Origin of the sequence: Asanoa sp. NPDC050611 (assembly GCF_040654855.1) — a bacterium.
Lineage (GTDB): Bacteria > Actinomycetota > Actinomycetes > Mycobacteriales > Micromonosporaceae > Asanoa.
The window spans coordinates 1-13962 of the sequence record NZ_JBFAIU010000199.1 but is presented as its reverse complement, the minus strand read 5'-3'; the positions used below and the strand labels follow the sequence as shown (position 1 = coordinate 13962).

The 13962-nt window shown below is 72.9% G+C and carries 8 protein-coding genes and 2 pseudogenes; 1 reads left to right on the top strand and 9 read right to left on the bottom strand.

The window, feature by feature from the left end; all coding sequences use genetic code 11:
• The 9 genes and pseudogenes from AB0H87_RS26610 to pyrR form a co-directional block, all read right to left on the bottom strand.
• Positions 1-514, bottom strand: a 514-nt coding sequence (locus tag AB0H87_RS26610; RefSeq protein WP_360151067.1) for a cysteine hydrolase, incomplete at its 3' end; no start/stop codon positions are given.
• Between the two features lie 146 nt (positions 515-660).
• Complete coding sequence (locus AB0H87_RS26605) at positions 661-2868, bottom strand: transglutaminaseTgpA domain-containing protein (RefSeq protein ID WP_360151064.1); 2208 nt, start codon at positions 2866-2868, stop codon at positions 661-663.
• Entirely contained in the window at positions 2862-3995 is a 1134-nt protein-coding gene (locus AB0H87_RS26600; RefSeq protein ID WP_360151060.1) for a DUF58 domain-containing protein, read from the bottom strand. The genes AB0H87_RS26605 and AB0H87_RS26600 overlap by 7 nt, the downstream gene beginning before the upstream one ends.
• A gap of 438 nt (positions 3996-4433) precedes the next feature.
• Positions 4434-5381, bottom strand: a pseudogene (locus AB0H87_RS26595) (MoxR family ATPase); the annotation flags it as partial.
• A gap of 566 nt (positions 5382-5947) precedes the next feature.
• A pseudogene (gene carB, locus AB0H87_RS26590) lies at positions 5948-9259 on the bottom strand (carbamoyl-phosphate synthase large subunit); the annotation flags it as partial.
• Entirely contained in the window at positions 9252-10370 is a 1119-nt protein-coding gene (gene carA / locus AB0H87_RS26585) for a glutamine-hydrolyzing carbamoyl-phosphate synthase small subunit (protein ID WP_360151057.1), read from the bottom strand. The pseudogene carB and the gene carA, both read right to left, overlap by 8 nt.
• Positions 10367-11641 (bottom strand): dihydroorotase, encoded by a 1275-nt coding sequence (locus AB0H87_RS26580; protein ID WP_360151054.1) that lies wholly within the window; start codon positions 11639-11641, stop codon positions 10367-10369. The genes carA and AB0H87_RS26580 overlap by 4 nt, the downstream gene beginning before the upstream one ends.
• A complete protein-coding gene (locus tag AB0H87_RS26575; protein WP_360151051.1) occupies positions 11638-12558 on the bottom strand; it encodes an aspartate carbamoyltransferase catalytic subunit in 921 nt (306 codons plus the stop codon). The genes AB0H87_RS26580 and AB0H87_RS26575 overlap by 4 nt, the downstream gene beginning before the upstream one ends.
• Positions 12555-13148, bottom strand: a complete 594-nt coding sequence (gene pyrR, locus AB0H87_RS26570; protein ID WP_360151048.1) for a bifunctional pyr operon transcriptional regulator/uracil phosphoribosyltransferase PyrR — start codon at positions 13146-13148, stop codon at positions 12555-12557. The genes AB0H87_RS26575 and pyrR overlap by 4 nt, the downstream gene beginning before the upstream one ends.
• A gap of 282 nt (positions 13149-13430) precedes the next feature.
• Here pyrR and AB0H87_RS26565 point away from each other — a divergent pair.
• The coding region (locus AB0H87_RS26565) for a transcriptional regulator (RefSeq protein ID WP_360151045.1) at positions 13431-13962 on the top strand (532 nt) is incomplete at its 3' end.

The following is a 13962-nucleotide window of genomic DNA, read 5'->3' as shown; positions in this document are numbered from 1 at the left end:
TGTCGTGCAGTTCGGGGTCGGAGTCGGCGACGCCGTCGGAGAGGACGTAGACGCGGTAGTCGCGGTCCGCCGCGTCCATCACCGTGGAGAGGACGACGCCGCTCGTGCTGATGCCGGTCAGGACGACCGTGTTGACGCCGCGGGCGCGCAGGCGCTGGTCCAGGTCCGTGGTCGACATGGCGCCGACGCGTACCTTGCGGACCACGATGTCGCCCCGCTGCGGCGCGAGCGCGTCGATGATCGCGGTGCTCGCGTCGTCGTCGCCCATGGTCCGGTTCTCGGCGGCGGCCGCGAAGGTGATGTTGGTGGCCGGCACGGTCGCGTAGTCCTCGTCGGTGAACGCGACCCGTACGAAGCCGATGACGCCCCCGTGGGCGCGCACGTCGGCGATCACGTCGCGGACCCTTGTTACCAGCGGGTCGGGATCCGCCAGGCGCCCCACGATCCCGTTCTGGAAATCCATCACCAGCAGCGCGGTACGTTTCGGCTCGAAACCGTTGGGCGGCGCGGGCATGCCGTTCTCCTCGCGGGTCGTACGGTCGGTGCGCCGCGCGAGCAGGCGCCCTCAATGCTCAAGCTACCCGCCGTTCATGTGTGTGGCCGCCCAACCCCGGCCCGACTTCGGTGCGTGACCATGCCCCTCGCGGGCTGTCGCGGTGGTCAGTCGTCGCGCTGCCAGCGCAGCGGGCCCGGGTGGAACGGCCAGATCAGCCGGCGCCAGCGGGACCGGGTGGCGCGCAGGCGTGCGGTGTAGGTGCGGGCGGCGCCGGCGGCCGCGGTCGCCTCCGGTTCGCCCGTCCGGGCGGGGGCGAAGGCGTCGCGGTTGACCAGGTCGACGAGGGCGGCCAGCTCGGGCGCGCGCGGGTCGTCGCCCGCGGTGGCTGTTTGGTGGCGGACGGCCGCCTCGGCGTGGCCGGCCAGTTCCGTGGCGGACAGGTGCGCCGCCGCGGGGTCGCCGGCCAGGCGCAGGGCGTCGCGGACCTCGAGCCACGCGCCGGCGACACGCTGGCCCGGTGTGCCGCCGGCCAGGCGGCGCTCGGTGAGCCCGCGCCTGCGCAGCAGCAGCGCGAGCAGCGCCACGACGACGAGCAGGAGGAGGCCGCCGCCACCGCCCGCGTACACGGGCAGCAGGCCCGAACCGCCGGGCGCGACCGCGACGATCGGCCCCGCGGTCGGGGAGGCCGTCGGCTCCAGGGTCGGCAGCGGCGCCTCCGAGGGCGGCGGGGTCGGCGGGTCCGGCTTGGGCGGCTCGCGCTCCGGCGGCTCCGGCACCGTGTCCGGCTTGGGCAGCGGGTCGAAGGCCACCCAGCCGACGTCGGTGAAGTAGACCTCGGGCCACGCCTGCGCGTCGGCGCCGCGGACCGGACCCGTGCCGGTCTCGCTGCGGAAGCCGACGACGATCCGGGTGGGCAGGCCCATCATCCGGGCGAGCACGGCGTACGCCGCCGCGAACTGTTCCGACGTGCCCTGCTGGCCGCCGCCGTTGGCCGGGCCGAAGAGGAAGAAGGCCAGATTGGGGTACGCGTGCCCGCTCGGTGCGTCCGCGACCATCTTGTAGTGCGTGGCGAGGTAGTCCTCGATGCCGAGCGCCCGTTGGTACGCGCCGCCGCCCGCGTCCGCGGCCAGCCGGTCCGACAGCTCGCGGATCCGGTCGGGCGCGCCGGGGCCGAGTGCCAGCATCCGCGCGATCCCGTCACCGAACGGCACGTCCGCGGCGGTCAGCAGGTTGAGGTCGGGTTCCTCCTCGAGCGAGGACACGGTGTACGCCAGCCCGGGGCGCAACCCGTCCGGCTCGATCATGGTGCCGGTCGTGGGGTCGTACGCCACGCGCACACCGTCCACACGCGACGGTGTCGGCACCGCCGGGAGCAGCCGGCCGGACAGGTCGCCGATCTCGATGCGCTGGTTCACCGGCGCCACGGCGTTGGCCGGCAGCGTGGCGGGTGCGGGCAGGACCCGGCCGGCTCCCCGGTAGACGGCGCCGACCCGCCACGTGATCCCGTCGTAGTCGGACAGCACCGCGAGCCGGATCCGGGTCGGGCCGGAGCGGTCGCTGCGCACGTCGAACAGCTGCTGGTCGGGGTTGAGCGCCCAACCGGAGATGCGGATCAGCGGGTTCTCGTCGAGGCTGTCGACCTGCGGCGGTTGCACGTACTGCCGCGGATCGACCGGCGTCGCCTCCACCCTTCTCGTGACCAGCGGCGCCGCCGCGGCGACGAGCGCGATCACGGCGACCGCGGCGGCGACCGCGCGGATCTGGAGGGCGAGTCCGGCCGTCCTCGGCAGATCCTGGTCGGGCGCGGGCGGGCGGCCGGTCACCGCGAGCCCGAGCGCGCCGGCGACGACGACCATGAGGACCGGCCCGACCGCGGCCGCGGCGTTGGGCCCGACGACGTAGAGGGTGCCGGCGAAGAGCAGCACCGGTGGGCCGTAGCCGATGAGCAGCCGTCCCCACCGTAAGCCGAGCTCGGCGCCGGCTAGGCCGGCCAGCCAGGCGGCGACGACCGGCACGATCACGGTGTCGGGCGTCGGCTCGACGGGGATCATCGCGGTCAGCAGCCGGGGGATGCCGTTGCGGGCGGCCTCGACCACGAGGTCCCGCAACGGATCGGTCAGGCCGGCGCGGTTGGCCGACCACCAGAGCGCGCCGAGGGTGTAGGCGGCCATGGCGAGTACCGACAGCGGGGCCACGAGCCAGGACGGCGCGCGGCGGGAGGCGACCGAGACCAGCACCGCGGCCGCTCCGGCGCCGGCGACGAGCGGGACCAGGACGGTGCCGGCGTAGACGCGGCCGAGGGCGAGCGCAGCGGCCGTGATCATGACGATCAGGGCCAGCGGGGGTACGGCGGCCCGCGCGAACCTCACCATCCGCGCACCCCGTCCCAGGCCGCGGCGAAGGCCTCGCCGTCGCGGGTGTCGAGGACGACCATGCCGTCGGCGGCGGCCGGCGTGCCACCGTCACCGAAGACGGCCGCGACGACGGCCGCGTACGGGCCGCGCAGCGCGCCGACCAGGCCGAGATCGCCGCGGGCCCCGGTGCCGGTCAGGAAGATCACCGTGTCGCCCGCGCGCTGCTGGCGGAGCCGGTCGGTGGCGGCCCTGAGATCCCCGGCGACCAGGGCCGCCTCGGCGAGCCGGTCGAGCGGGCGGGTCGCGGGCGTCGGGTCGCCGGCGACGAACAGCAAGGTGACGTCGACGTCCTCGCGGGCGGCGGCGGTGACCACGGACGCGGCCGCCTCGCACGCGGCCTCGAACGTCGGCGCCTCGCCGCCGCTGCGGTCCGGATGGGCGGTGGGCCGGTTGTCGAGGAGCACGACGAGCTTGGGCAGGCTGGTGTCGAGCTGCTCGCGCACCATCAGCTCACCGATCCGCGCGCTGGTGCGCCAGTGGACGCGGCGCAGCTCGTCGCCGACGACGTACTCGCGCAACGAGTCGAACGTGATCGTCCCGTGCGGGACGCTGTCGACCCGCCCGTCGAGGCTGCGCATCGCGCCGGTGGGCACGGCGGAGAGCGGATGGATCCGCGGATGCACCCAGACGGAGCCGGTGCCACCGTGCGACCGCGCGGCGGTGACGAGCCCGAGCGGGTCGCGCCGCGCCACCCGCAGGGGCCCGACCCGCACGACACCGCGCCGCGTCGTCGGCACGGGATAGTCCACTGTGGTGTCGCGCCCGGGCCGGAGCCGCAGCACCGGCACCGGCACGGTGGCCGCGCCGCAGCGGTCGTGCGCGATCAGGTTGGCGGCGCGCAGGCGCGCGCTGTTGCGCACGGTCAGCGAAACGCCGGCGGGCTCACCGCGGGCGACGCGGTCGGGCTCGACCTGCCTCGTCACGGACAGCCGGGGCCGCCAGGCGGCATGCAGCACGGCGAACACGACCGCGACGAGCGCGGCACCGCCGAGGGCGGCCAGCTCGGCGTAACCGAAGCGCCATCCGACGACGACCAGCGCCACGCCGGCCACCGCCAGCCCGATGCCCCGGGCGGTCGGCCGCACGGGTTAGCTCCCCGGCAGCGGCCGCGGCCCGCCGAACCCGAAACCACCGAACGCCGCCCGCCAGCGCCGAGGCCGCGCGTCGGCAACCGCGCGGGCGCGCGAAGCCGGCGCCTCGCGCCGACCGGCGGCAGCATGCGAGCCCCCGTTGGCTCCTTGCTCGGCACCTTCGAATCGGACGGGTGCGCTGTCTGCGGTGCGCGGCGCGCCGGCTGCTGGAGCCGTGCGGACGGCGGCGGTCGCGTGTGCCGCGCCGTTGGCCTGGGCCGGCGAGCTGTAGGTGGCTGGTCCGGGGTGGCCTGCGCCGGTCGGGTGTGCCGCGCCGTTCGCCTGGGCCGGCGACCCGTAGGTGGCCGGCGCCGCCGTGCCCGAAGCGCGACCCGACGCGGCGGCCGCCCGCCCATTGGTCGGCGGAGCGGAGCCACCCGGGCCGCCACCGCCCGGCAGCGGCACCGGCACCGTCCGCGTCGCGTCGGCCAGGACCTCCTCCGCGGTCGTCCCGCGGAGCTGGGCGTCCGGAGTCAGCAGGATCCGGTGCGCGAACACGGGACCGAGCAGCGCCTTCAGGTCTTCGGGCAGCACGTACCCGCGGCCGTTGATCAGCGCGTATGCGCACGCCGCCCGCGTCAGGGCGATCACGCCGCGCGGGCTGACGCCGACGCGGACCTGCGGATGCGTGCGCGTCGCGGCCGCGAGCCGGACCGCGTAGGAGTAGAGCGGGTCGGCGATGTGCACCTGTTGCGCCATCCGCACCATCTCGCCCACCGTCGCCGTGTCGGTGACCGGCTCCAGGGCGTCGGGGGAGCGCAGCGTCGCGCCGCGCAGCACCTCGATCTCGACCGCCTCGTCGGGGTAGCCCACCGACAGCTTCATCAGGAACCGGTCGAGCTGCGCCTCCGGCAGCCGGTAGGTGCCGTCCATCTCGACCGGGTTCTGCGTCGCCACCACCAGGAACGGCCGTGGGACGCCGTGGCGGACGCCGTCGACCGTGACCGTGCGCTCCTCCATCACCTCGAGCAGCGCGGACTGGGTCTTCGGCGACGCGCGGTTGATCTCGTCGGCAATGACGATGTTGGCGAACACCGGGCCCGGGTGGAACTCGAAGCCACGGGTCGCCTGGTTGAAGATCGTGACGCCCGAGACGTCGGACGGCAGCAGGTCGGGCGTGAACTGGATGCGCCGCCACTGCCCGTGCACGGTCGCCGCCAGCGCGCGGGCCAGCGTGGTCTTGCCGACGCCGGGCACGTCCTCGAGCAGCACGTGCCCCTGCGCGAACAACGCCGTCAGCGTGAGCCGCACGACCTCGTCCTTGCCGAGCACGACCGCGCCGATCGCGTCGGCCAGCCGCCCGGCCAGGCCGGCGAAGCCCTGGATGTGCCCGGGCGGCAACGGCTCCTGTGATTGGGTCACCGGGTCCTCACACGCACGTCGGCAGGCCGTTGATGTTGTCGCCGTTGTCGAGGTTGAGCCACGCGAACGGGATGTAGGTGACGTCGCCCTTGAACGTGATCTGCACCCACCACGTGCTCGCCTTGTTGCTGTTGTACTGCGCGGCCCGGATGTTGGTGCCGGTCTTCTTGCACCAGGCCTGGAAGCGCGTGCCGTTCTGCGCGGTGCCCGGCGACTCGCTCTGCACCTGCCGCGTGCCGGTGTAGATGCCGATCCCGGTGTCGCAGTAGGTGCCCCCGCTGTCGTTGCAGGTCACGACGCCGTTGACCGTCGTGGTCGAGGCGTTGCGGGCCGGCAGGTCGACCTGGCCGGCGTTGTTGCGCCCGGAGACCACATAGGAGTACGCGGTGCCCGCGCGCCACGCGCCCACGGTGATGTTGCCGCAAGCCTGCCAGCCGCTGGCCACCGAGCGACCACCGGACGAGAGCGTGACCTGGCACTGTGCCGGGCTGCCGTTGTCGTCGACCGTGACCGGCACCGTGACGGCAAACAGCACGCCCGCCCCCGCGCAGCGCCGCGTGCAGGTCCTGCAGCGGGCGGACCGTCATCTCACCCCGGATCAGCGCCTCGATGCCCATCACCGCGGCCGCCGCGCCCGGCACCGTGGTGATGCACGGGATGTCCGCGGTGACCGCCGCGCTGCGGATCTCGTAGCCGTCCGAGCGCGCGGACGCGCCCGAGCCCTGCGGTGTGTTGACGATCAGGGCGATCTCGCCGTTGCGGATCAGCGAGATCGCGTCCGGCCCGGAGCCCGCCTCTTCCCAGTGCTTGCGGATGATCTGGCAGGCGATGCCGTGCCGGCGCAGCACCTCGCCGGTGCCGACCGTCGCGACGATCTGGAAGCCCAGGTCCGCCAGCCGCTTGATCGGGAAGATCATGCTGCGCTTGTCGCGGTTGGCCACCGACACGAAGATCCGCCCGGACGTGGGCAGCGTGCCGTAGGCGGCCGCCTGCGACTTCGCGTACGCGTTGCCGAAGGCCGGGTCGATGCCCATCACCTCGCCGGTCGACTTCATCTCCGGACCCAGCAGCGAGTCGACGCCCCGCCCGGCCGGCGTGCGGAACCGCTTGAACGGCAGCACCGCCTCCTTGACCGCGGTCGGCCCGTCGGCCGGCAGGTCGCCACCGTCGCCCGTGGGCGGCAGCAGGCCCTCGCCGCGCAGTTCGGCGACGGTCGCACCGAGCATGATCCGGGCGGCCGCCTTGGCCAGCGGCACCGCGGTCGCCTTGGACACGAACGGCACGGTCCGCGACGCGCGCGGGTTGGCCTCGAGCACGTAGAGCACGTCGTCCTTGAGCGCGTACTGCACGTTGAGCAGGCCGCGCACGCCGACCCCGCGGGCGATCTCGGTGGTGTAGCGCCGCACCTCGGCCAGGTTCGACGCGGCCAGCGTGATCGGCGGCAGCGCGCACGCCGAGTCGCCGGAGTGGATGCCGGCCTCCTCGATGTGCTCCATCACGCCGCCCAGGTAGACCTCGCCGTCGGCGTCGCAGAGCGCGTCCACGTCGATCTCGATCGCGTCGTCGAGGAAGCGGTCGACCAGCACCGGGTGGGCCGGCGAGATCTCCGTGGCCCGGGCGATGTAGGCGGACAGCGTCGGGTCGTCGTAGACGATCTCCATGCCCCGACCGCCGAGGACGTACGAGGGCCGCACGAGCACCGGGTAGCCGATCTCGTCCGCGATCGCCTTGGCCTCGTCGTAAGACGTGGCGGTCCCGTGTGCCGGCGCGCGCAACCCGGCCTTGGCCAGCACCGCGCCGAACGCGCCCCGGTCCTCGGCCAGGTTGATCGACTCCGGGGTGGTGCCGACGATGGGGACGCCGGCGTCCTTGAGCCGCTGGGCCAGGCCGAGCGGCGTCTGCCCGCCGAGCTGCACGACCACGCCGACCACGCCCGGCCCGCCGCCCGCCTTGCCGGACTCGGACTCGGCGTGGACCACCTCGAGGACGTCCTCGAAGGTCAGGGGCTCGAAGTAGAGCCGGTCCGCGGTGTCGTAGTCGGTCGACACCGTCTCGGGGTTGCAGTTGACCATCACGGTCTCGTAGCCCGCGCCCCGCAACGCCATGACCGCGTGCACGCACGAGTAGTCGAACTCGATGCCCTGCCCGATCCGGTTCGGCCCCGACCCCAGGATCAGCACCTTGGGCCGGTCCGAGGGCGCCACCTCGGTCTCCTCGTCGTACGAGGAGTAGTGATACGGCGTGCGAGCCGCGAACTCCGCAGCGCAGGTGTCGACCGTCTTGTAGACCGGCCGCAGCCCGAGCCGGTGCCGCAGCCGCCGCACGCCGTCCTCGCCCGCGAACTCGGGCCGCAGCGCGGCGAGCTGCCGGTCGGACAGACCCGCCCGCTTGGCCCGGCGCAGCAGCGGCAGGTCGAGCACCGGCGCCGCGATGATCTCGGCGCGCAGGTCGACCAGCGCGGCGATCTGGTCGAGGAACCAGGGATCGATCCCGCCGGACGCGGCGGCGACGTCGGCCACCGAAGCGCCGAGCCGCAGCGCGCGCTCGACCGTGTAGAGCCGGCCGTCGTGCGGCGTGCCCAGCTCGTCCAGAGTGGACGCCAGCGTCGCACCGGCCGGGTCGGGCGCCGTCCAGAAGCCGGCCGCTCCGGTCTCCATCGAGCGCATCGCCTTGTTGAGCGCCTCGGTGAAGTTGCGGCCCAGGCTCATCGCCTCGCCGACGGACTTCATCGTGGTGGTCAGCTCCGGGTCGGCGCCAGGGAACTTCTCGAACGCGAACCGCGGGATCTTCACGACCACGTAGTCGAGCGCCGGCTCGAACGCGGCCGGCGTCTCCAGCGTGATGTCGTTGGGGATCTCCTCGAGCGTGTAGCCGATGGCCAGCTTCGCCGCGATCTTCGCGATCGGGAAGCCGGTCGCCTTCGAGGCCAGCGCCGACGAGCGCGAGACGCGCGGGTTCATCTCGATGACCACGAGCCGGCCGTCGCGCGGGTTGACCGCGAACTGGATGTTGCAGCCGCCGGTGTCGACGCCGACCTCGCGGAGCACCGCGATGCCGACGTCCCGCAGCGTCTGGTACTCGCGGTCGGTCAGCGTCATCGCCGGCGCGACCGTGACACTGTCGCCGGTGTGCACGCCCATCGGGTCGAGGTTCTCGATCGAGCAGACGACCACGACGTTGTCGTGCTTGTCGCGCATCAGCTCGAGCTCGTACTCCTTCCAGCCGAGCACGCTCTCCTCGATCAGCACCTCGTGCACCGGCGACTCGGTCAGGCCCGCACCGGCGATCCGCTCGAGGTCCTCCTGGTTGTGCGCCATGCCGGAGCCGAGGCCGCCCATCGTGAACGACGGCCGGACGACCACCGGCAGGCCCAGCTCGTCGACGGCCGCGCGGACCGACTCCATCGAGTCGCAGACCCGCGAGCGCGGCGTCTCGGCGCCGGCCTTGGCCACGATCTCCTTGAACTTCTGCCGGTCCTCGCCCCGCTGGATCGCCTCGATGTCGGCGCCGATCAGCTCGACGCCGTACTTGTCGAGCACGCCCGACTCGTGCAGCGCCACCGCGGCGTTGAGCGCGGTCTGCCCACCCAGCGTCGGCAGGATCGCGTCCGGGCGCTCCTTGGCGATGACCAGCTCGAGGAACTCGGTCGTGATCGGCTCGACGTACGTGGCGTCGGCGAACTCCGGGTCCGTCATGATGGTCGCCGGGTTCGAGTTGACCAGGCTGACCCGCAGGCCCTCGGCCCGCAGCACCCGGCACGCCTGCGTACCCGAATAGTCGAACTCGCACGCCTGCCCGATCACGATCGGCCCGGAGCCGATGACGAGCACGTGCTTGAGGTCGCTCCGCTTAGGCACTGACCTTCTCCCCCGCGATGAGCTCCCGGAACCGGTCAAAGAGGTAGTCCGCGTCGTGCGGACCCGCGGCCGCTTCCGGGTGGTACTGGACCGTGAAGGCCGGGACGTCGTGCGCCCGCAGCCCTTCGACAACGTTGTCGTTGAGGCAGACGTGCGACACCGCGACGTCGCCGAAGTCGGTCGAGACGCTGCCGTCCAGCGGCGCGTCGACCGCGAAACCGTGGTTGTGCGAGGTGACCTCGACCTTGCCCGTGGTCCGGTCGAGCACCGGCTGGTTGCTGCCGCGGTGCCCGAAGCCCAGCTTGTAGGTGCCGAAGCCGAGCGCCCGCCCCAGGATCTGCGAGCCGAAGCAGATGCCGAACAGCGGGATCTGCCGCCGCATCACCTCGCGGGCCAGCTCCACCGGCCCGTCCGCGGTGGCCGGGTCGCCCGGGCCGGGCGAGAAGAAGATCGCGTCGGCGCCGGTGGCGAGCAGGTCGTCGATCGTGGACGACGCCGGCATCACGTGCGTGGTCACGCCGCGCGCGGCCAGGCGTCGCGCGACGTTGCGCTTGATGCCGAGGTCGACCGCCGCGACGGTGAACTCGTGGGGACCAACGGCCTGCACGGTGTACGGCTTCGCGGTGGTCACCTCGGCCGACAGGTCCGCGCCGACCATCTCGGGCGCCTCGCGCACCTTGCGCAGCAGCGCGTCGGGGTCGTCGGTGACGCTGGAGATGCCGACCCGCATCGCGCCGCGGTCGCGCAGGTGCCGGGTCAGTGCCCGGGTGTCCACGCCCGAGATGCCGACCACGCCCTCGGCGGCGAGCCGGTCCTCCAGGTCGCCGGTGTGCCGCCAGTTGGAGGCGAGCCGGGCCGGGTCGCGCACGACGTAGCCGGCGACCCAGATCCGGGCCGACTCGTCGTCCTCGTCGTTGACGCCGGTGTTGCCGATGTGCGGTGCCGTCTGCACGACGACCTGCCGGTGGTACGACGGGTCGGTCAGCGTCTCCTGGTAGCCGGTCATCGCGGTGGTGAACACCGCCTCGCCGAAGGTCTCGCCCACGCTGCCGTAGGACTCACCGTGGAACGTCCGCCCGTCCTCCAGGACGAGCAGCGCGGGGCGCCTCATTTCACTGCCTTTCCGTCCAGCACCGTCGGCTCGCCACGCAGGAACGTCGCGACGATTCGGCCGGGCAGGGTCATCCCCGCGTACGGGGTGTTGCGCGAGCGGGACGCCGACCCGGTCGGGTCGACCTCCCAGCGGGCCGCGGGGTCGACCAGCGTGAAGGTGGCCGGCGCACCGGCGGCCGGGGTGTGGCCGTGCTCGGCCAGCCCGGCGATCCGGGCCGGCGTGCGGGACATCCGCTGCGCGATCAGCTCCCAGTCGGGGCCGAGCACGTCGAGCACGATCGACAGTGCGGTCTCGAGGCCGAGCATGCCGGGGCGCGCGTACGCCCACTCGCATTCCTTGTCCTCCACCGCGTGCGGCGCGTGGTCGGTGGCCACGATGTCGATCAGGCCCTCGGCGAGCGCCTGGCGCAGCGCGGTCACGTCCGTCTGCGTGCGCAGGGGCGGGTTCACCTTGAACACCGGGTCGTACGAGGTGGCCCGCTCGTCGGTGAGCAGCAGGTGGTGGGGCGTCACCTCGGCGGTCACGCGTACCCCCGCCGCCTTGGCCGCCCTGATCACGTCGACCGAGCCGGCGGTGCTGACGTGGCAGACGTGCAGGCGGGCGCCGACGTGCCCGGCGAGCAGCGCGTCGCGGGCGATGATCGCCTCCTCGGCCACGGCCGGCCAGCCGGTCAGCCCGAGCCGGGCGGAGACCTCGCCCTCGTGCATCTGGGCGCCCTCGGTCAGCCGCGGCTCTTCGGCGTGCTGGGCGATCACGCCGTCGAACGCCTTCACGTACTCCAGCGCCCGGCGCATCAGCCGCGGGTCGGACACGCAGTGCCCGTCGTCGGAGAAGATCCGCACCTTGGCGGCCGAGTCGGCCATCGCGCCCAACTCGGCGAGGTGCTGGCCGGCCAGCCCGACGGTCACCGCGCCGATCGGCTGCACGTCGACCAGGCCGGCCTCGCGACCGAGGCGCCAGACCTGCTCGACGACGCCCGCGGTGTCGGCGACCGGCGACGTGTTGGCCATCGCGCAGACGGCGGTGTAGCCGCCCAGCGCCGCGGCCCGCGAGCCGGTCTCGACGGTCTCCGCGTCCTCACGGCCGGGCTCGCGCAGGTGCGTGTGCAGGTCGACCAGGCCGGGCAGCGCGACCAGGCCGGCGCCGTCGACCACCTGGGCGCCGCGGGCCGACGCGCCGGCCTCCGCGACGACGCCGTCGCGGACCAGCAGGTCGGTCGGGTCGGCGCCGAGGACGCTGACCCCCTTGACCAGGTACGTGGTGCTCATTTGCCCCCCAGGAGCAGGTAGAGGACGGCCATCCGGACGGAGACGCCGTTGGTGACCTGTTCGACGATCGTGGAGCGGGCCGAGTCGGCCACCTCCGGTGTGATCTCCATGCCGCGGACCATCGGGCCGGGGTGCATGACGATCGCGTGCTCGGGCAGGCGGCGCATGCGGGTCGCGTCGAGCCCGTAGCGGCGCGCGTACTCCCGGGTCGACGGGAAGTAGGAGTCGTTCATCCGTTCGCGCTGGACGCGCAGCATCATCACCACGTCGACGTCCGGCAGCACCGCGTCGAGGTCGTAGGAGACCCGCAGGTCGGGCGAGAGCGCCGGGCCGACGTCGACCGGGATCAGCGTCGGCGGGCCGACCACGGTGACCTTGGCACCGAGCGTGGTCAGCAGCAGGACGTTGGACCGGGCGACCCGGCTGTGCAGCACGTCGCCGACGATCGCGACGTGCAGGCCGGCGAGCCGACCGAGACGCGAGCGCATCGTGTACGCGTCGAGCAGCGCCTGCGTCGGGTGCTCGTGCGTGCCGTCGCCGGCGTTGACCACGGAACCGTCGACCCACTGGGCCAGCCGGTGCGGCGCGCCGGAGGCCGGGTGCCGGACCACGACCGCGTCGGCGCCCATCGCCTGCAGGGTCAGCGCGGTGTCCTTGAGGCTCTCGCCCTTGGAGACGCTGGAGCCCTTGGCGGAGAAGTTGATGACGTCGGCCGAGAGCCGCTTCGCGGCCGCCTCGAACGAGATCCGCGTACGCGTCGAGTCCTCGTAGAATAGGTTGACCACCGTGCGCCCGCGCAGCGTCGGCAGCTTCTTCACCTCGCGGCTCGACAGGTTGGCCAGCTCGGCCGCGGTGTCCAGGACCAGCGTCGCGTGCTGTGCGTCGAGGTCGGCGGCGGAGAGCAGGTGCTTGATCATTTCGCGGCCTCCTCGCCGAGCAGGCGTACCTCGTCGTTGCCGTCGGTCTCGGCGAGCGTGACCTTCACGATCTCCGTACGCGCGGTCGGGATGTTCTTGCCGACGTAGTCGGCGCGGATCGGAAGCTCCCGGTGCCCGCGGTCGACGATCACGGCGAGCTGCACCGAGCTGGGCCGGCCGAGGTCCGAGAGGGCGTCGAGGGCGGCGCGGACCGTGCGGCCCGAGAACAGGACGTCGTCGACGAGGATCACCCGCCGGCCGTCGATGCCACCGGCGGGCAGGTCGGTCGGACCGAGCGCGCGGGTGGCCTTGAGGCGGAGGTCGTCACGGTAAAGAGTGACGTCGAGCACACCTACCGGAACGTCGACGCCCTCGAAAGCGGCGATCCGGCGGGCCAGCCGATGGGCGAACGGGACGCCGCGGGTCGGGATGCCGAGCAGGACGGTGCCCGCGGCACCGTCGGTCTTCTCGAGGATCTGGTGCGCGATGCGGTCGACGACCCGCTGCAGATCCGTCTCAGTGAGGATGACCTTCACAGACGGTGGCGAACCGGACGTCGTCGAGGATGAAGCGGCCTGCGGATAGGCCACGGCGGACCTCCTTCCCCGCCTCACGGGACGGGTCGTTAAAGGATGTCTTCGGCGAACCGCCGATCACGTTACCAGCGGGGACCGGGCGGGTAAGCGCAGCGTGCCGTGCGTCTCACCCGCGTGAGTCGTTGATGCATGGTGCAGGAAAATTCGGACAAGAGAAGACAGTCATCCCAAGTGATGGGTAATGAGCACTTGACCAGTTCTCTCATTCCCCGTACCGTCACGCTCCGTAGCGATCGCTGGGGAGAACCCCGGGTACCAGCACTGGGAGAGTCGTCAATGGCTTCTGAGTACGCCAAGTCGTTGGGCGCGCGTCTGCGCTCCATCCGCCAACAGCAGGGCCTGTCCCTGCAAGGTGTGGAGGAGAAGTCGAACGGCCGTTGGAAGGCGGTCGTCGTCGGCTCCTACGAGCGCGGTGACCGGGCCGTGACGGTCTCCCGCCTTGCCGAGCTCGCCGACTTCTACCGGGTTCCGGTCTCGGAACTGCTGCCCGACGGCAGCGGCGTCCGGCACGAGCCCACCAACAAGATCGTGCTCGACCTCGAGCGCCTCTACGACGAGGCCTCGGAGGAGCTCGCCTACGTGGCCCGTTACGCGCGCGCCATCCAGCAGCAGCGCGGCGACTACAACGGCCGGGTCCTCTCGATCCGCGCGGACGACCTGCGCGCGCTGGCGATCGTGTACGACTCGTCGCCGTCCGGCCTCATCGAGCGCCTCAACGAGCACGGTGTGCTCGTCGCGGACCCGCGGGCGACGACCCGCTCTACCGCGGCTGGACGACACCGCACATCGAACCGGACGCCACGGAGCC

What these genes read in the sequence shown, in the direction of transcription:
- AB0H87_RS26605 (WP_360151064.1), bottom strand. Translation starts at nt 2,868, where the DNA reads ATGGTGAGGTTCGCGCGGGCCGCCGTACCCCCGCTGGCCCTGATCGTC.
- carA (WP_360151057.1), bottom strand. Translation starts at nt 10,370, where the DNA reads ATGAGGCGCCCCGCGCTGCTCGTCCTGGAGGACGGGCGGACGTTCCAC.
- AB0H87_RS26580 (WP_360151054.1), bottom strand. Translation starts at nt 11,641, where the DNA reads ATGAGCACCACGTACCTGGTCAAGGGGGTCAGCGTCCTCGGCGCCGAC.
- AB0H87_RS26575 (WP_360151051.1), bottom strand. Translation starts at nt 12,558, where the DNA reads ATGATCAAGCACCTGCTCTCCGCCGCCGACCTCGACGCACAGCACGCG.